Below are 17,297 nucleotides of genomic sequence, written 5' to 3' on the forward strand. Positions count from 1 at the left end.
CATCCCCCCGTACGCCCCTGCCGTCCCCGCTCGCCCCGAGGAGTCGCATGACACCGCCGCACCACCGCACCCGCGTGCTCGTCCCGCTCGCCCTGGTCGCCGTCTGGCTGGTGGTCGGGGCCCTGCTGGGACCCTTCGCCGGACGGCTGGGCGAGGTCGCCACCAACGACCGGGCCGCCTTCCTGCCCCGCAGCGCCGAGTCGACCCGTGTCCTGCGCGACCAGACCGCCTTCCAGCAGCGCGAGACCCTGCCGGTCATCGTCGTGTGGACCGCCGACGGCGAGAAGAGCGCCGGCGCGCAGCAGCGCACGGCCACCGCCGCGATGGCCGCGCTCGCCGGCACACCCGGCACGGCCGGAACCCCGTCCCCCGCCCTCCTCTCGCAGGACCGCGCCGCCCTCCAGGCCGTCGTGCCGCTCCGCCCCGACCTGGGCGACCGGCTCGCGCCCACGCTGGAACGGGTCCGGGCGGCGGCCGAGATCCCCGGCACCCGGGTGCGGCTCGCCGGCCCGGCCGCCACCCAGGCCGACCTGGCGGACGCCTTCTCCGGTATCGACGGGGTACTGCTCGCGGTCGCCCTGGCCGCCGTCCTCGTCATCCTGCTGCTGGTCTACCGCTCGCTGCTGCTGCCGCTCGTGGTCATCACCGGCGCGGTGTTCGCCCTGGGACTGGCGTGCGCCGTCGTCTACGTCCTCGCCGGCCACGGCCTGGTGCGCGTGGACGGCCAGGTGCAGGGCATCCTCTCGATCCTCGTCATCGGCGCCGCCACGGACTACGCGCTGCTGGTCACCGCCCGCTGCCGGGAGGAACTGGCCGCGGGCCGGGACCGGTACGACGCCGCCCGCGCCGCCCTGCGCCGGTCGGCCCCGGCCGTCCTCGCCAGCGCCGGCACCGTCGCCCTCGGCCTGATCGCGCTGCTGCTCAGCGACCTCACCAACAACCGGGCGCTCGGGCCGGTCGGCGCCGTCGGGATCGCCTGCGCCGCGCTGAGCGCCCTCACCTTCCTGCCGGCCGTCCTGGCCCTCCTCGGCCGCCGCGCCTACTGGCCCGCCAGGCCCGGGATCGCGGCCGGTGGCGCGACCCGGCTCTGGCAGCGCGTCGCCCAGCTGGTCGACCGGGCACCGCGCCGGGTGTGGGCCCTCGCGCTGACCGGACTGCTCGTCTGCTCGGCGGGCGCCCTCACCCTGGACTCCCGCGGCGTGCCGCTGGACGAGACGTTCGTACGGCATGTGCCGTCCGTGGCCGCCCAGCAGACCCTGGCCCGGCACTTCCCGGCCGGTGCGGGCACCCCCGTGGTGGTCCTCGCCGACGCCGCCGCGGCCGACCGGGTGGCACGCACCGTGCGCGACACCGCCGGCATCGCGTCGGTCACCGCGACCGGCGGCGAGGGCCGTCCGGCGGCCGGACCGCGGGTGGTGGACGGCCGGGTCAGGTTCGAGGCGACCGCGCAGGCGGCCCCCGACACGCAGGCCGCCCGCGACACCGTGGCCCGGCTGCGCACCGCGCTGCACACCCTGCCCGGTGCGAACGCCCTGGTCGGCGGTTACACCGCGCAGCAGTACGACACCCTGCGCGCCGCCGAACGCGACCGCACGGTCATCGTCCCGGTGGTGCTCGCCGTCATCCTGGCCATCCTCGTGCTGCTGCTCCGCTCCGTGGCGGTGCCCGTCCTGCTGGTGCTGACCGTCGCCCTCAACTTCACGGCGACCCTCGGCGTGGCGGCGCTGGTCTTCGGCAACCTGTTCGGCTTCAGCGGGACCGACCCGTCCGTACCGCTGTACGGGTTCGTCTTCCTGGTCGCCCTCGGCGTCGACTACAACATCTTCCTGATGTCCCGGGTCCGGGAGGAGACCCTGCGGCACGGCACCCGCGAAGGGGTCCGGCGCGGGCTCGTCACCACCGGCGGGGTCATCACCTCCGCGGGCGTGGTGCTCGCCGCCACCTTCGCCGCGCTCGGCGTGATTCCGCTGGCATTCCTGGTGCAGATCGCCTTCATCGTCGCCTTCGGCGTACTGCTGGACACCCTGGTGGTGCGCTCCCTGCTGGTACCGGCGCTGGTCCGGGACGCCGGGGACCGGGTGTGGTGGCCCACCCGGCCCGGCGCCGGGGATCCGGCCGGTCGTACCCCCGTACCGGACCTGCAGCCCTGCCCCGCCCTCCAGGGGGAGGACGGCGTCTGAGCACCTGACGGCCACCGTCCGGGCGGGGCACGGCAGGTCCCGCCCGCAGGTCCGGTGACTCGATGCAGACTCGATGCGAGTTGCTCCCGCCGGGGCGCCGGACGGACGGTGGTGGTGAGGCAGCGAGCCTCCCGCACAAGGAGCAGCCGGATGACCGCGATCGCCGTGACCGAAGTCCCGCCCGTGCCGGTGGCGGACCCGGAGCGCGATCTGGCGCTGCGTTTCGCGGCCGGGGAGGAGGGCGGCCTGGAGGCGGTCTACCGCCGTTGGGCGCCGCTCGTCCTGTCCCTGGCACGGCAGTCGCTGGGCGACGGGACCGAGGCCGAGGACATCACCCAGACGGTGTTCCTCGCGGCCTGGCGCGGCCGCGGGGGCTACTCCCCGGGCCGCGGTCCGCTGTCCGCCTGGCTGGTGGGCATCACCCGCCGCAAGATCGCCGACGCGCTGTCCGCGCGAACCCGGCGCACGGACGTCGCGGCCGCGGCGGCCGCCCGCGAGTCGACCCGGGTGCCGGACCCGTCGTACGCGCAGGACGCGGTCCTGGACCGGGTGGACGTCACCCGGGAGCTGCGCCGGCTCCCCGAGGCCCAACGGCGGGTGCTGTGCCTGGCCTTCTACGGTGACCTCACGCAGACGCAGATCGCCCACGTCACCGGCTGGCCGCTGGGTACGGTCAAGAGCCACGCCCGGCGCGGTCTGCTGCGCATGGAGCGGAGCCTGGTCGGGACAGGGGCCGGCGAACGGGCCGCGGAACGGGCCGTCGAGAGGAGCGCGTGACCGCCGTGGACTTCGACGAGTCGCCGCCGCCCGAGCCGTCCGCCGTGCCGGGCGGCGCCGGACTGACCACCGGTGTGCTCGCCCGCCGCCTCGGCGTCTCGCCCATGACCCTGCGCTCGTGGGACCGCCGCTACGGTATCGGGCCGACCGCGCGCACCGAGGGCGGGCACCGCCGCTGGACGGCCGCGGACGTGGCGACGGTCGAGGAGATGTGCCGGCTGACGGCGACCGGCATCCCGCCGGCCGACGCGGCCCGCTCCGCCCGGACGGCCGCCCCCGCCCCGCCACCCACGACGGAGACCGCGCCCGCGCCCGCGGGTCGCTCGCGGGCCGCCGGCGCGCTGCCGCTCGGCGACGTGCGCCTGGAGTGCCGCGGGCTGGCCCGCGCCGCCGTCCGGCTGGACGCCCCGGCCCTGGAGGAGCAGCTCACCGCCGCCGTCGAGCGGTACGGCGTCGTGGTCGCCTGGCAGGAGGTGATGGTGCCCACCCTGCACGCCGTGGGACGCCGCTGGGCCTCCTCCGAGGACCAGTACGTCGAGGTGGAGCACCTGCTGGCCTGGCATGTCTCCACCGTGCTGCGCCGCAGCGCGCCGCCCGCCGTCCCGGTGCCCTCCCCGACGGCCGGCTGCGTCCTGCTGGCCTGCGCGCCCGGCGAACAGCACACCCTGCCCCTGGAGGCGCTGCACGCGGCGCTCGGCCGCGAGGGCCTGCCGGTGCGCATGCTGGGAGCGGCGGTGCCCGTCGAGGCGCTGGACGCGGCGGTGCGCAGGCTAGGCCCGGTCGCGGTCTTCCTGTGGGCCCAGGAGAGCGTCCGGGCGGCTCCGGCCCTGGCCCGGCAGGTCGCCGGACAGCGCTGGGGCATGAAGGGGGCGCGGCGCGGGCCGGCGGTCCTGCTGGGCGGCCCCGGCTGGGGCCGCTCCCAGCCGGCCGGCGTGCTCAGACCGGCCGGACTGGCACAGGCCGTGGAAGCGCTGCGCGCGCTGTGCGGCGCGGGGTGAACCGAGGGCCGCCCGCGCTCTCACGGGATCTCCGCGCGCCTCCCGCGCTCCTGCCCGAGCACGTCGTCGAGGTCGCCGAGCCGGTCCAGGCCCTGGACCGCGCGCCGCATGCGGGCGTTGCCCGCCAGCAGCCGCCGGTGCCGGTGCAGGAAGGCCCAGTACCCGGCGGTGTAGGGACACGCGCGCGGACCGGTGCGCTCGGTGGGCCGGTAGGCGCAGCCGTCGCACAGGTCGCTCATGCGGTGCAGGTAGGCGCCGCCCGACGTGTACGGCTTGGTGGTCATCCTGCCGCCGTCCGCGTACTGGGACATGCCCACCACGTTCGGCACCATCACCCAGTCGTAGCCGTCGACGAAGCAGCGGTGGAACCAGTCGGTCACCGCGGCCGGGTCCCAGCCGCGCTGCAGGGCGTGGCTGCCCAGCACCATCAGGCGGGGGATGTGGTGCGTCCACCCGGTGTCGCGCACCTGGGCGAGCACGCCGGCCAGACAGCGCGCGGTGACCGCGTCCGCGTCCAGCTCGGCGAAGTACTCCGGCAGCTCCTGCGTGTGCCCGAGCGCGTTGCCGTACCGGTACTCCTCGCCGAAGTGCCAGTACAGCTGCCAGACGTACTCCCGCCAGCCCGCGATCTGCCGTACGAAGCCCTCCGCGCTGTTCACCGGGACGGCACCCTCCCGCCAGGCCCGCTCGGCGCCCGCCACGCACTCCGCCGGGTCCAGCAGCCCCAGGTTCAGCGAGGACGACAGCAGGCTGTGGCTCATCTCCGGGGAGCCGGCGAGCATCGCGTCCTCGTACGGCCCGAAGGACGCGAGCCGGTGCGCCAGGAAACGGCGCAGGGCCGACAGCGCCTCCCGGCGCGTGGCGGGGAAGCGGCGCGGCCCGTCCCGGCCGACGAACCGCACCCCGTCCTCGCGTTCCCACCGGTCGAGGTCTTCGCGGACCTCGGCGTCGATGTCGTCCTCGCGCGGCCGGTACGGGCCCGGCACGTCGAGCTTCCGGACACCGCGCGGCGGGGGCTCGCGGTTGTCGTGGTCGTGGTCGAAACGGCCGCCGGCCGGCCGGTCGCCGTCCATCAGCAGGTCGTGCTCCCGGCGCACCCAGCGGTAGAAGTCCTCCTGGAGCAGCCGCCCGGTGCGCCGGCCGGCCCAGTCGGCGAACTCCTCGTGCGCCACCAGGAACCCCCGGGCCGGCAGCACCCGTACCCCGGGCAGCGACCGCACCAGCCGCAGCGCCGCGTACGAGGTGGGGTGGCACACCGTGACCGGCCCGCCGTCCACCGCGCGCCGCAGGCCCTCACGGTAGGTCTCGGCCTGTACGTACCTGACCCGCCCGCCCAGTTCCGCCGCGCGGTGCCGCATCGCGGAGAGCACCAAATGCGCCTTGGCCCGGTGGAAGCGGCGCCGCCGGAAGACCGACCTGGCCTCGATCATCACCACGGGCGCCCCGCGGCCCGGCCCGTCCGCGCCGCCGGGCGCGAGGAAGTGCGGCCCGAGCTGATCGCCGAAGAGCCAGTGCGGGGTCGTCATGCCCGTCCCCGGGCCCGCCGGAAGCGGTCCAGGCCCTCCGGCAGGGACACCACCGGCTCGGGGTAGTCGGTGCTCGCTCGCTCCAGCCCCGGAAGTCTCCACGGCTCGTGCACCTCGGCCCCCCGCACGTCCGCCAGTTCCGGCACCCAGCGCCGCACGTACACCCCGTCCGGGTCGTACCGCTTGCCCTGGACGACCGGGTTGAGCACCCGGTTGGGCCGGGTGTCGGTGCCCGTACCGGCCATCCACTGCCAGTTCAGCTGGTTGTTCGCCACGTCACCGTCGACCAGCAGGTCCAGGAAGTGCCGGGCGCCCACCCGCCAGTCGACGTAGAGCGTCTTGGTGAGGAAGCTCGCGACCAGCAGTCGGCCCCGGTTGTGCATCCAGCCCTCGTGGCTCAGCTGCCGCATCGCCGCGTCCACCACCGGGTAGCCGGTGCGGCCGGCCCGCCACGCCTCGGCCTCGGCCTCCGCGCTCCTTCCGGTGCGCCACCGGTCACGGTGGGTCCGGTAGTCGTGGGCGGCGGCGTCCGGTCGGGCGGCGAGCACCTGACGGTGGAAGTCGCGCCAGGCGACCTGCCGTACGAACGCCTCCGCGCCCGTGCCGCCCGCCTTGCGCGCCCGCTGCACCGCCTCGACCGGCGACAGCGTGCCGAAGTGCAGGTGGGGGGAGAGCCGGGAGGTGGCGTCGCCCGCCAGGTCGTCGTGCCGCTCCTCGTAGGCGTCCACGCCGGAACGCAGCCACGCGGTGAGCCTGCGCCGCCCCTCCGTCTCACCGCCCGCGCACAGTCCCGGTGACACCCCGCTCACGTCGCCGCGTTCCGGCAGCGCGGCGGAGCCCACCTCCTCGGGCACGGTGATCGCGCGCGGCGGATCCAGCACGTCCCGCAGCCCCTCGGCGGACCAGCGCCGGAAGTACGGCGTGAACACCGCGAAGTGGTCGGAGGCGGCCGGCGTCACCGCGCCCGGTGCCACGGCGGTGCTCACCGTGTCATGCACGTACAGGCGCCGCCCGTCGGCCTCAAGGGCTCGCCGCAGCCGCTGTTCGCGCGCGTTCGCGAAGGCGCTCACGTCACCCGCCATGTGCACCTCGTCGGCGTCCGCCTCGGCGGCCACCCGGCACACCTCCGTGACCGTGTCGCCCTCGCGCAGCACCAGCCGGCCGCCCCGCTCCCGCAGCCGGGCGTCCAGGTCCCGCAGAGAGTCGGCGAGGAACGCGAGCCGGTTCGGCGCGGCGAAACCCGCTCCGTCCACGGACCGGTCACGCACGAACAGCGGCACCACCCGGCCTCCGCCGTGCAGCGCCGCGCGCAGCGGCGGATGGTCCGACAGGCGCAGATCGCAGGTGTAGACGACGACCGAGGTCTGCATGGGGCTCACTTCCGCTTCCGACGAGGGCGTTCTCGAATGGTTTCGCCCCGTGGCCCGCCGCCGGATGCGGCGGGCCGCCGTCAGTCCCCCGATCGGGTGATGGCGCGTCCGCGACGACGGCCGGTGGGAGGCGATCGACGCCAACGGCGGGTGAGGGTGAGGGTGCGGCGGCCGCACCGGATGAGCCCCGCGGACTCAGCCGTGCCAAGGCCGCTATGGCCATGATCGTCTCCGCGGCCGGGGCGTCAACCCAGCTCGCCGACCACGTCGGCGACGTGGTCGAGGAGTTCGTCCCGCTGGTCCTCGGTGAATTCCGGGGTGTGCTGGACTGCCTCGGTCAGAGCGCGGATGGCGGCCGCAACGTCTGTGTGGCCGCGATCAGCGACGGCTTGGACGGTCGCGCCGATACGGGTCACCCGCTCGCCCACGGCAAGATGACTGTTGGTCACGGGGGTGTTGATCGCGACGAACTTCCCGTTGATCGTGACCGCGCCAGGCCGCTCGCCCTGTCCGGACGCCTCCGTTTACTCGGGCAGACGCTCCATCAATTCCTCCAGGTACGCCCCATGCAAGTTGAAGCCGGCGCCGCTGTTCCGCACCGAGTCCGACCACTCCTTCAGGGCAGGCAGCGGGGGAGTGCCCGTGGCCGCGGCAAGGTCCCGGTCGAGTGCGTGGCCCTGGGCGACAACAGCGGTGAGGGATTCGGCAACGTTCCGTGCCAACACCCCATCGGCGATCTTGCCGTGCCGCGGAGGATGTTCGGGCTGAGGAACATGGAGGGCCGGCCCGACGACCCGGGCATCCCGGCATGTCTCGGCTAGCTGCACCGCAATGTCGTAAACGATTCCGATCGCGATGTCGGGTCGAGCGCGCTTGAAGCCACCCGGAGCCCGGTTCCCCCCGCGGATCCACTCGAAGGCGTCGTAAAGGGCCTTCAACGCCTCCGGCTTCGCGGTGGCGCGCCGCCTGGATCGCTGGTCGTACCGGGGGCGGAGGGCGTCGGCACGAGTCTGGGCCGTGCGGCTGTGAACCAGCAGGAGCTTCTTGGGCCTCTGCTGCGCGGGCTCCTCCTGGGAGCGAATGGCTGCGTCGGCTTCCTCCCCGTTCATGAGGCCATCGTCCGCGCAGCCGCCACGTCGCGCGAAGTCAGAAACCAAGCTGAGGAACGTCCGGTCGCACGAGGCGGACCCGCGCGGCTGGTATGCGGTCGGGCAGGTAGACGAACCCGTTGCCGTTGTCGAGGAGCGATCCCTCATCGATGCCGTCCACGGACCACAGATCAACCGGCCCACCAGTGTTGTTGATCTGAAGGAGGAAATCTGCCTCCTCCTCGCCTCGGCAGACGAAGATCCCCTCCACCTCAGGGCGGCCGCTGCCGGCGATTCCCGGTGCGGCGCCCATCCGGGTCCAGTCCAGGCCATGCCGCGAGATCGACCGCCGATTGAGCACGGACGAAACATGGAGGAAGTTCGATGTATCAGACACCCCAGGAGTATAGGTGGCGGTGAGGCCTGCTCCTCAGGTTGCGGTCAGGACAGCCTTGGCCAGGTCGGTGATGCGGGTGGTGTCGCAGCGGAGCTTCCACGGCAGGCGCCAGGAACTTGCACCGACGAAGGTTGGCTTTGGTCGAAAAGGCTCAGGGCGCGGGAACCGACTCGGCCGACGACTGCCACTCCCGCCTGATCAGCCCGTAGACCCACGAGTCGGAGACCTCGCCGTTGACGACGCAGTCCTCCCGCAACGTCCCCTCACGCACGAAGCCGAGCTTCTCCAGCACGCGGGCAGAAGCCACGTTGCGCGTATCGGTCTCGGCCTGGACGCGATTCAGGTCCAGCGTGTCGAAGGCCCACCGGAGCAGAGCACGCGCGGCCTCGGTCGCGTAGCCGTGTCCCCACGCCGCGTCGTCGTAGCAGTAGCCGAGCGACGCGCTGCGGAAGTCCGGATTCCACCTGTTCAAGGTGCACCAGCCGATGAACGCCCCGTCCGAGACACGATCCACGGCCAGCCGCGCCCCGGTGCCCTCCTGCGCCATCTGCCGGCAGGCCGTGATGAACTTCTCGGCGCGCACGCGTTCGTGCCAGGGTGGCGAGTCCCAGTAGCGCAGCACGTAGGCGCTGCTGTGCAGCTCGAAGAGGTCGTTCGCATCCGCGTCTTCGAAGGCACGCAGTCGAAGGCGAGCGGTGTGCAACGAGGGAGTGGGCAACGATGTACTGATGATCCCTCCCGTGATCGGTGGCCGGTCAATTAGACATCCGACGCGGGTCGCTCGCAACGGGTTTTCTCGGCGAGTCGGCAGGCGTATCCACCGGCGTTCGTGGAAGTCCTCGGACCACGCCGAGGTCCGACGGCACAAAGGAGCGGGATCTCCGAAACGAGATCCCGCTCGGCATCTTCGTTTTCAGTGCTTGAAAACGTCCTTCGTCTTCTCCTTGGCCTGGCGGGCCGCGCCCTTCGATTTCTTGGCCTGTCCTTCGGCCGTCATACGCTCGTTGCCCACGCTACGGCCGACCGCCTCCTTGGTCTTTCCCGTGACCTCTTCGATCTTGCCCTTTGCCTTTTGCCCTCCGGCCATCGTCGTTCACCCTCCTAGGCCTGTGGGAAGTCGTGTACGCGGTCCGAGTGCCCCTTATGGGGCAGTGAAAACGGGGTGGCGGTCAATCGTCGGGACGAACAGGTGGGAGCAGTGTGCCGAGCGGGCCGAGGTCCAGGTTGAGGTCCTCCAGGGTCAGGCCGTAGTCGGCGCACAGGCCGGACATGCGATCGTGGAGGATCATGAGCGTGGAGCCCAGCCGCTCCTCCTGCTCCTCGGTGAGGTCCCCCTGGTCGACGCGGTGCAGCGCCTGGCGTTCCATGAGCTGGCGCAGGAGTTCGACCAGGGTGAGGACGAGCCTGACCAGGTCCCGTTCGACGGTGTCCGGGTCGGCGCTGATGCGGTGGGCGGGGTGCGGCGGCCCGGACTCTCGGGCGTCGTCCGGTACGGCGGGCAGCAGCCGGAAGGCCCGGAAGGCCCGGTCGGCCGCGTCGGAGACCTCCGCCAGGCGGTCCGGCGGATCGGGATGCCGGTCGGCCGCCGCGCCCGTCATGCCCTGTCCTCGGGATGAGCGGCTGCCGTCCACGGTGACGGGTTCTGCGCGCTCACGGAGACGATCAGGGCCCGTAGCGAGATACGGACCAGGTCGATGTCGGCGATCGACAGGACCAGGTCCCCGGTGACGACGACGCCTCCGCTGAGCAGGCGGTCGAGCAGGTCGACGAGAGCGACCTGGCGCTGTGCCAGCGGCTCGGCCCCAGGGAGCTGCTCCACGTCGTTCATGGCGCCCGGTCCGGCGCCCGGTCCGGCGCCCGGTCCGGCGCATGGTCCGGCGCCGGGCTCCGCGCGTCTGGCGGGGCGGCGAAGGAGTACGGCGCCCAGGGCCCGGTGACGTCGATCCGTACACCGGGCAGATCCTGGCCGGCGTCGAGGACCCTGGTACGGAATTCCGCTGCCGCGTCGCGCGAGAGAAGGTAGGCGTCGTTGACGACGTTCTCTCCGGCGCCGGCGGCGAGCTCTCCCTGCTGAACCCGGTGCCGGGCGTGGCCGGCCGCCAGGGCGCGGCCGATCGCCTCGACGCGTTCGGCGGCCTGCCGGGCGGCCCGGTAGGACTCGTCACGGGAGTGCCGCTGGGAACGACGGGCACGCAGATAGGCCCGGCCCGGACTGAGCCCGTCAGCCGTGCCGGCCACCGCCGACGACGCGCCGGTGGCCTGCGTGTCCGGCTGCGGCTCCACGTAGATCTTCACGCCCCATTCGAGGTGTCCCGCCAGCCGTCGCAGGGTTCGCGAGAACTCGTCGGCCTCGGCGCGCAGCATCGCCTCCACGCGCCCGTCGTCCAGGTACACCGTGGCGAGCCGCATCGGCAGCACGGTGGTGCGCGCGCCAAGGGCCTCGATCACGCCGTGATGGGCGCGGGCAACGGCCTCAAGCCAGTCCAGGTCCTCCAGATGGCGTCGCAGGGCATCTTCCTCGAAGTCCCGGGCGGGCACCGAACTCACAGCGGCGGCCAGCGCGCCCCCAGAGCCTTCCGGCAGCAGGCGGACGGGAGCCCCCGCCACGCCTTCCACGCCCTCCAGGACCGTGCCGAGGCCTTCTACGGCGCGCAGCACGGCGTAGGCATAAGCGACCCTTTCAGTCATCGGCGATCCCGTTCCCGCGCCGAGGGGCGGAGGGCCGCCGCGACGAGCGGTGGCGCCGCTCGACGGTCGCCCCTGGCTCCTCGCGCGTCAGCTCCCGCTCGCCTCGCAGGGCTTCGATCTCCGCGTGCAGGCGTCTGTTCTCCTCGGCCAGTGCACGGTCGTCGGCGCGGGAGGAGAGCGACGGGTCGTGTTCCCACCAGTCGATGCCCATTTCCCTGGCCTTGTCGACGGAGGCGACGATGAGCCGGAGTTTGACGGTGAGCAGTTCGATGTCGAGGAGATTGATCCGGATGTCCCCTGCGATGACGATGCCCTTGTCCAGGACGCGCTCCAGGATGTCGGCCAGGTTCGCCGAGGAGCCGTGGTCGTAGCCGTAGGGAGCCGTTGCCCGGGAGGGGTACGTGCTCAGCCGGTCGACCGGGGATTCCGACACCGCAACCACCTCGATTCCGGCTCAGGAAGCGTGGTCGCCCCGCCGATGGGCCGCGATCTCTTCCAGACGGTCGAGGAGCTGGTCCTCCCGCTCGTCGAAGCCCGCCTGGTCGATACGGCCCGCCAGCAGTGCCCGCTCCAGCTCGGCCAGTTCGCGCTCGACGGGCTCGGGGTCGTAGTACTCCCGTTCGGCGGCCTCGACCACCCGGTCGACGACCCAGCCCACGCCGCGTACGGGCGCCAGCGGGAAGGTGAGGAGTTGAGTCAGCAAGCCCATGAGCCGTGCCTCTCACACGAAACTGTACGGGGGCAGAGGTCCGCGCAGTCGGACCTCGCACTCCTCGCCCAGTTGGTTGGCCAGGCTGATCCCCGTGGCCAGGAACATCTCCTCCTTGTCCGCTCGGACCAGGAAGGAGACGCTGAGGAAGTCATGGCCGCCGGGGAGCGAGAGGCTCTCGTCGAACACGTACGGGCGCAGCGCCTCGACGATGCCCTTGGCGAGAGCCTGTTGTCGCGCATCGGCTTCCTGCGCGACCAGTTCGCCGAGCGCGAGTGACATCTGCGGGGTACCGGACCCGCTCCGCAGGACGGTGTTGAGTTCGCGAGCCTCGTCGGACTCCAGCAGGATCCGGCGCAAGAGCGCTTCCTCTTCCCATGAGCACTTCAGGTTGTACTCGGTGGCGCCTTCCAGGCTCCGCAACCGTTCCTGGTATTCGTCCGCCCTGTCCTCCAGAGCCGCCCGAACGGTTTCGTCGCTGTCGGCCGTCATGCCGAACCGCAGCGGCAGCACGGCACCGTCGGCCATCAGCCGCTCCTGGACCTCCTGGTGAGCCAGGACGTCACGCCGCCTGGGACGCAGGTCCTCGGGCGCGTCACTGACGACCGCACACAGAACTCCGGCGGTCACCGTGCGCAGCGTGCCGGGAGGATCACCGACGCCGTGCAGACCGTCCAGCTTTGTCGGGTGGTCGTTCGAGGTGATGGAGTACACGTAGACGGCCATGGTCACTCCCTCGGTCGCCGGGAGGCCGTTCTGGCCTGTCGACGACGCCGCTGCCGGGGCTCCTCCTCGTATTCGGGTTCCTCCTGGGCACCTTCGCCGTCCTCGTCCGCGTCGTACTCCTCTTCCGCGTTTTCTTCCTCGTCGTCGCCGGTCAGGGTGTTCCTGACGGCCTCCACAGCGCCGGTCAGGGCTCCCTTGGCCTTGCCTTCGGCCCCGCCCTCGGTGACCTCGCCGACGAGGTCGGTGAGCTGGGTGGGCTGTTTGCTGCCTGATTCGAGGTCGAGGCGGTTGCACGCCTCGGCGAAGCGGAGATAGGTGTCCACGCTGGCTACGACGATGCGGGCGTCGATCTTGAGTATCTCGATGCCGACGAGAGACACACGGACGAAGACGTCGATGACGAGGCCGCGGTCGAGAATCAGATCCAGGACGTCGTACAGGCTGCTCGTGCTGCCGCGCGACAGGCTCGTTCCGCCCTGTGGCACCACAGTCATGGCGCCTCCCTTCGCCGCCCCCTGGTGTGCGTCAGCGGCGCCGGTCGATCTGACCCCGCGTGTAACGGCGGGTCCGTTCGTACGCCAGCAGCTCACCTCCCGCACTCAGCGTCACGTGGTAGGTGCCGAGCACACTGGTGGTCTCCGGGACTCGCTCCAGTTCGAGTACCTCGACATCCGCTTCCCACCCGTCCTCGGTCGGTTTTATTGCCGAGACCGACTCGGGGGTGCGCCCGAGGAGCTCCTCCAGCTGCCCCGCGGCGGAGCGCATGGCCCAGGCCGCCGAGTGGCCGGCGGGTTTTCGCGAACTGCCGCTGCGGGCGCGGTGCACGGTGTCGTCACTGCGGGAGGGGCGCCTGCCACTCCCCGTGCCGTTCTTGTCTGACGCGGGCATGTTCCCAACTCCGTCGCTGGAGCGGTACTCCGCTATCACTCAAATGTACAATTTCACCATATACATCTTGAAAGTGTGCCGCGACGGGCCGATGGCGGCCGGGCGCCGCCGTGCGACCGTGCAGCGGCTCGCCGGAGGGAATGATCGATGAACGATTCGACGAAGATCGCTCTCGCTGCCGCAGTCGCAGGTGGCTACGTCCTCGGCCGGGCCAAGAAGGGAAGGCTCGCCTTCGGTCTGGCCACCTACATCGCGGGCCGCCGCTTCGGCCTCGAACCGCAGCAACTGCTCACCGAGGGGCTGCGCAAGCTGCAGGAGATTCCCCAGGTCGCGGACCTCAACGAGCAGGTGCGTGGCGAGTTCAAGGACGCCGGCCGGAAGGCTCTCGTCGCGGCCGCCGACCGCAAACTCGCTGACCTCGCGGACGCGTTGCACGAGCGGACGGCACGCGTCGGAAGCGAGAAGGAAGAGGGCGGCGAGGAAGAGGAGGACGAGGAGTACGAGCCGGAGGAGGCGGAAGAGTACGAGGACGAGGAGGCGGAAGAGGAAGAGGAAGAGGAGCCCGAGGAGGAAGAACCGGAGGAAGAGGAGGAAGAGGAGGCGCCCAGGGCCAAGAGGCTGACGTCCAGGCGCCGTCGGCCCGGTCACCGGGCCGAGGACGCCACCGAAGAGACGCCCCGCCGCCGTACGGCCAAGCGCCCGTCCGCGCGCTCCACGCCTCGCAAGGCGACACCGCACAAGAGCGCCGCCAAGAAGGCGCAGCCGGCGAAGAAGGCAGCCCCGAAGAGGGCCGCTCCCGCGAGGAAGACCGCGGCGAAGAGGACCGCGGCTCCGGCGAGGAAGGCCACGGCGAAGAAGACCGCCGCGCCGCCCCGGAAGACCGCGGCGAAGAAGGCCGCTGCCAGGAAGACCACGCCGAAGACGGCGACGGCCAAAAAGGCGTCCACGCGCAGGAGGTAGGCCATGGTCAGGACGGCGCAGAAGACCGCGCAGGCCGAACTCTCCGGCCTGGACCGGTTGCGCGACGAACTCGTCGACTACCTCGGTGCGCAGATGGAGCATCTCGCGGACGTGGCAGGCGACAAAGTAGGGGATCTCACCGACCAGTTGGCGGACGTGGCCGACAACGGCGGCGTTCTGCCGAAAGTCGGCGCCCGTGTCCTCCAGGGGGACTCACCGATCAAAGCTCTCATCGGTGAGAAGGCGAAAAGCATCAAGGACAGCGCGGTCGAGAAGGTTTCGAGCCTGTTCGGCGGCGGCAAGGGCCGCAAGTCCGGCACTCCCAAGGTCACGACCATCATCGAGCACCTGGACGTGGGTGTCCCCGTCCGTGTCGCCTACGACCACTGGACCCGGTTCGAGAAGTTCAGCTCCTTCGCCAAAGGCGTGCGCAGTGTGTCGCAGGGGGACGAGACCAGCAGCGACTGGAAGGTGAAGGTGGGCCCGTCCACGCGTTCCTGGAAGGCCACCGTCCAGGAACAGATCCCGGACGAGCGCATCGTGTGGACTTCGGACGGCGCCAAAGGCAGCACCAAGGGATGCGTCAGTTTCCATGAACTGACGCCCACGCTCACGCACATCGTGCTCGTCGTCGAGTACTACCCTTCGGGCCTCTTCGAGAAGACGGGCAACCTCTGGCGTGCCCAGGGCCGTCGACTGCGGCTCGACGCCAAGCACTTCCAGCGCTACGTCACCCTCTCCGACGAGGAAGCCGACGGCTGGCGCGGGGAAATCCGCGACGGCGAGGTCGTGCGCACGCACGAGGAGGCGCTGGAGGAGGAAGAGGCGGAGTACGAAGAGGAAGAGCCCGAGGAGGAACCCGGCGAAGAAGGGGAGGAGGCGCCGGAGGACGAGTATCCCGAAGCGGAGGACGAGTACGAAGACGAGGCCGAGGGGGAAGAGGACGAGGACGAGGAAGCATGAAGTCCACCGAAGGCGTGCGCCCCTCCGGCCGAGCAGATGCTCCCTCGCGGTGACACCCGGCCCGCTGGACCGCTCGCTCCGGCGAGCGCCGGGCATCACGTCGGCCGTGCGGGGATATCCGAGATGACGGATCGTCACATATGTGCACGCGTCATGCTCGTAGCGCTCGCCATGGTGCCTCGCGTGGCCAAGAACGCGGGTGCCGGAGAGGCGGGAGGCAGCGGTCAGGAGGATTCTCCCGTCGGGGACTCGGGCGCGTCCTTCGCCTTGGCCTTGTCCCGGACATCCCGCGGTGTGGGTGCGGTGACGTTCCGCTGCTCCGCCGACCGTCGCCGCGTCTCGTCGTCGGCCGGATGAGGTGTTTTCCTGGCACCGGGGGTCTTCATGACGTTCTCCGCTCTCTGGTTTCGGGTTCGCGGGCTGTGGCGCTGGACGTGCACGCAGCCGATGGGCCCTTACGCCCGCACGCCGTCGGCGATGCGCTTGCCGATGGTTTCGTCGATGTTCGCCCAGTACGCGAGGGCGCGTTCGAGGACCGGCTCACTCACTCCGTCGAGGAGGTGCCCCACGACGTTGTCGACCAGACGGTCGCGGGCCGCGTCGTCCATGACCTCGCGTACCAGCGTGCCGGGCTGTCCCCAGTCGTCGTCCTCCGGGTGGGAGACGTACGCGGCACGGGTGATCTCGCCGTCCGCTTCCCAGCCGGGCGGGGTTCCGTGACGGGCCGTGTCGGCGGCCGGGCCGCCCTTGGAGTTCGGGGCATAGACGGGGTCGGTCGTCCTGCGGTAGGCCATCGCGCCGTCCTTGGAGTAGGTGTGGACGTCGACGACGGGTGCGTTGACGGGAAGCTGCTGGTAGTTGGTACCGATCCGGTGGCGGTGGGCGTCCGCGTAGGAGAACAGCCGGGCCAGCAGCATCCGGTCAGGACTCGGACCGATGCCGGGGACGAGGTTGTTCGGCTGGAAGGCCGCCTGCTCGATCTCGGCGTGGTGGTCGGTCGGGTTGCGGTCGAGCGTCATACGGCCGACCGGGACGAGCGGGTAGTCGCGGTGCGGCCATACCTTGGTGAGGTCGAAGGGGTTGAACCGGTAGTCCGCCGCGTCCTCGTACGGCATGACCTGCACATGGAGTGTCCAGCTGGGAAACTCCCCGTCACGGATGTGCTCGAAGAGGTCACGCGTGTGGTAATCCGTGTCGGCGGCGGCCATCTGATCGGCCTCGTGCTGGGTGAAGAATTCGATGCCCTGGTCCGTCTTGAAGTGGTACTTCACCCAGAACCGCTCGCCGTCGGCGTTGATCCACAGGTACGTGTGCGACGAGTACCCGTTCATATGGCGCCACGTACGCGGAATTCCACGGTCGCCCATCAGCCAGGTGACCTGGTGGGCGGACTCCGGGGAGAGCGTCCAGAAGTCCCACTGCATGTCGTGGTCGCGCAGGTTGTTGTCCGCGCGGCGCTTCTGGGACCGGATGAAGTGCTGGAACTTCATCGGATCCTTGACGAAGAAGACCGGTGTGTTGTTGCCGACCATGTCGTAATTGCCTTCGGTGGTGTAGAACTTCACCGCGAAGCCGCGCGGGTCACGCCAGGTGTCCGGGCTGCCTCGTTCACCCGCCACGGTCGAGAACCGGATGACCAGGTCGGTGCGCGTACCCGGCTGGAACACGGCCGCCTTGGTGTAGCCGCTCACGTCGTGGGTCACTTCGAAGTGACCGAAGGCGCCGCTTCCCTTCGCATGCGGCTGGCGCTCGGGAATCCGCTCGCGGTTGAACTGCGCCATCTGCTCGATCAGGTAGGCGTCCTGCAGGAGGACCGGACCTCCGGGCCCGACGGTCAGTGAATGTTCGTCGCTCTCCACCGGAGCACCTGAGTCGGTTGTGGTGGCGGTGTGGATCTCCGTCATGACATTCCTCCTTACGTCGGGCCTCGCAGCCGGTCCTTCAGGGGCCCATAAGGCGCGTGACCCTGGACAGCCGCGTCAAACGTCCTCCGGGCGACGGATCAGGCGGAGAAAAGCCGGCCCGCG

General features: G+C 71.3%; 22 protein-coding genes. 5 read left to right on the plus strand and 17 right to left on the minus strand.

The genetic code is table 11. The features are described from left to right. Positions 1-47: 47 nt before the first annotated feature. The 3 genes from IEZ11_RS08720 to IEZ11_RS08730 all read left to right on the plus strand — a co-directional run bounded on the left by IEZ11_RS08720 (position 48) and on the right by IEZ11_RS08730 (position 3,955). Positions 48-2,180 (plus strand): MMPL family transporter, encoded by a 2,133-nt coding sequence (locus IEZ11_RS08720; protein WP_229712887.1) that lies wholly within the window; start codon positions 48-50, stop codon positions 2,178-2,180. A 150-nt stretch (positions 2,181-2,330) separates the two neighbouring features. After that, the gene (locus IEZ11_RS08725; protein ID WP_189262036.1) at positions 2,331-2,957 is read left to right on the plus strand and encodes an RNA polymerase sigma factor; all 627 of its coding nucleotides are present in this window, start codon (positions 2,331-2,333) and stop codon (positions 2,955-2,957) included. A gap of 104 nt (positions 2,958-3,061) precedes the next feature. Then, positions 3,062-3,955, plus strand: a complete 894-nt coding sequence (locus IEZ11_RS08730; RefSeq protein ID WP_373294878.1) for a cobalamin-dependent protein — start codon at positions 3,062-3,064, stop codon at positions 3,953-3,955. A 20-nt stretch (positions 3,956-3,975) separates the two neighbouring features. On the opposite strand, the gene IEZ11_RS08735 is transcribed toward IEZ11_RS08730, so the two are convergent. The 15 genes from IEZ11_RS08735 to IEZ11_RS08805 all read right to left on the minus strand — a co-directional run bounded on the left by IEZ11_RS08735 (position 3,976) and on the right by IEZ11_RS08805 (position 13,347). Then, positions 3,976-5,481: a cryptochrome/photolyase family protein gene (locus IEZ11_RS08735; protein WP_189262038.1), complete on the minus strand. Its 1,506-nt coding sequence runs from the start codon at positions 5,479-5,481 to the stop codon at positions 3,976-3,978. Beyond that, complete coding sequence (locus IEZ11_RS08740; RefSeq protein ID WP_189262229.1) at positions 5,478-6,851, minus strand: cryptochrome/photolyase family protein; 1,374 nt, start codon at positions 6,849-6,851, stop codon at positions 5,478-5,480. Before IEZ11_RS08740 ends, IEZ11_RS08735 begins: the two co-directional genes overlap by 4 nt. A gap of 245 nt (positions 6,852-7,096) precedes the next feature. After that, positions 7,097-7,300 (minus strand): hypothetical protein, encoded by a 204-nt coding sequence (locus IEZ11_RS08745; RefSeq protein ID WP_189262039.1) that lies wholly within the window; start codon positions 7,298-7,300, stop codon positions 7,097-7,099. A gap of 75 nt (positions 7,301-7,375) precedes the next feature. Beyond that, on the minus strand, positions 7,376-7,960 hold the full coding sequence (locus tag IEZ11_RS08750) for a hypothetical protein (protein WP_189262040.1): 585 nt from the start codon (positions 7,958-7,960) through the stop codon (positions 7,376-7,378). A 37-nt stretch (positions 7,961-7,997) separates the two neighbouring features. Beyond that, positions 7,998-8,336 (minus strand): hypothetical protein, encoded by a 339-nt coding sequence (locus tag IEZ11_RS08755; protein ID WP_189262041.1) that lies wholly within the window; start codon positions 8,334-8,336, stop codon positions 7,998-8,000. Positions 8,337-8,487: 151 nt separating this feature from the next. Beyond that, complete coding sequence (locus tag IEZ11_RS08760; RefSeq protein WP_229712888.1) at positions 8,488-9,054, minus strand: GNAT family N-acetyltransferase; 567 nt, start codon at positions 9,052-9,054, stop codon at positions 8,488-8,490. Between the two features lie 195 nt (positions 9,055-9,249). Continuing rightward, on the minus strand, positions 9,250-9,423 hold the full coding sequence (locus tag IEZ11_RS08765; RefSeq protein ID WP_189262042.1) for a CsbD family protein: 174 nt from the start codon (positions 9,421-9,423) through the stop codon (positions 9,250-9,252). Positions 9,424-9,505: 82 nt separating this feature from the next. After that, positions 9,506-9,934 (minus strand): gas vesicle protein K, encoded by a 429-nt coding sequence (locus IEZ11_RS08770; RefSeq protein ID WP_189262043.1) that lies wholly within the window; start codon positions 9,932-9,934, stop codon positions 9,506-9,508. Further along, positions 9,931-10,164, minus strand: a complete 234-nt coding sequence (locus IEZ11_RS08775) for a gas vesicle protein (RefSeq protein ID WP_189262044.1) — start codon at positions 10,162-10,164, stop codon at positions 9,931-9,933. The genes IEZ11_RS08770 and IEZ11_RS08775 overlap by 4 nt, the downstream gene beginning before the upstream one ends. Continuing rightward, complete coding sequence (locus IEZ11_RS08780; RefSeq protein ID WP_189262045.1) at positions 10,161-11,024, minus strand: GvpL/GvpF family gas vesicle protein; 864 nt, start codon at positions 11,022-11,024, stop codon at positions 10,161-10,163. Before IEZ11_RS08780 ends, IEZ11_RS08775 begins: the two co-directional genes overlap by 4 nt. After that, positions 11,017-11,457 carry a gas vesicle protein gene (locus tag IEZ11_RS08785; RefSeq protein WP_373294865.1) on the minus strand — a complete coding sequence of 147 codons (441 nt, stop codon included), beginning with the start codon at positions 11,455-11,457 and terminating at the stop codon, positions 11,017-11,019. Before IEZ11_RS08785 ends, IEZ11_RS08780 begins: the two co-directional genes overlap by 8 nt. A gap of 21 nt (positions 11,458-11,478) precedes the next feature. Next, entirely contained in the window at positions 11,479-11,733 is a 255-nt protein-coding gene (locus tag IEZ11_RS08790; RefSeq protein ID WP_189262046.1) for a gas vesicle protein GvpG, read from the minus strand. A gap of 12 nt (positions 11,734-11,745) precedes the next feature. Further along, positions 11,746-12,459 (minus strand): GvpL/GvpF family gas vesicle protein, encoded by a 714-nt coding sequence (locus IEZ11_RS08795; protein WP_189262047.1) that lies wholly within the window; start codon positions 12,457-12,459, stop codon positions 11,746-11,748. 2 nt (positions 12,460-12,461) lie between these two features. Then, the gene (locus IEZ11_RS08800; protein WP_189262048.1) at positions 12,462-12,953 is read right to left on the minus strand and encodes a gas vesicle structural protein GvpA; all 492 of its coding nucleotides are present in this window, start codon (positions 12,951-12,953) and stop codon (positions 12,462-12,464) included. A gap of 31 nt (positions 12,954-12,984) precedes the next feature. Then, on the minus strand, positions 12,985-13,347 hold the full coding sequence (locus IEZ11_RS08805) for a gas vesicle protein GvpO (RefSeq protein ID WP_189262049.1): 363 nt from the start codon (positions 13,345-13,347) through the stop codon (positions 12,985-12,987). A 147-nt stretch (positions 13,348-13,494) separates the two neighbouring features. Here IEZ11_RS08805 and IEZ11_RS08810 point away from each other — a divergent pair, with 147 nt between their 5' ends. Both IEZ11_RS08810 and IEZ11_RS08815 read left to right on the plus strand, forming a co-directional pair. Further along, positions 13,495-14,307: a histone protein gene (locus tag IEZ11_RS08810; protein ID WP_189262050.1), complete on the plus strand. Its 813-nt coding sequence runs from the start codon at positions 13,495-13,497 to the stop codon at positions 14,305-14,307. Between the two features lie 3 nt (positions 14,308-14,310). Next, the gene (locus IEZ11_RS08815; RefSeq protein ID WP_189262051.1) at positions 14,311-15,270 is read left to right on the plus strand and encodes an SRPBCC family protein; all 960 of its coding nucleotides are present in this window, start codon (positions 14,311-14,313) and stop codon (positions 15,268-15,270) included. A gap of 224 nt (positions 15,271-15,494) precedes the next feature. On the opposite strand, the gene IEZ11_RS08820 is transcribed toward IEZ11_RS08815, so the two are convergent. Together IEZ11_RS08820 and IEZ11_RS08825 are read right to left on the minus strand one after the other, a co-directional pair. Continuing rightward, entirely contained in the window at positions 15,495-15,656 is a 162-nt protein-coding gene (locus tag IEZ11_RS08820; protein ID WP_189262052.1) for a hypothetical protein, read from the minus strand. A gap of 69 nt (positions 15,657-15,725) precedes the next feature. Continuing rightward, a complete protein-coding gene (locus tag IEZ11_RS08825; protein ID WP_189262053.1) occupies positions 15,726-17,174 on the minus strand; it encodes a catalase in 1,449 nt (482 codons plus the stop codon). Between the last annotated feature and the right edge of the window lie 123 nt (positions 17,175-17,297).

Origin of the sequence: Streptomyces fuscichromogenes, from assembly GCF_014645815.1 — a bacterium.
Classification (GTDB): domain Bacteria; phylum Actinomycetota; class Actinomycetes; order Streptomycetales; family Streptomycetaceae; genus Streptomyces; species Streptomyces fuscichromogenes.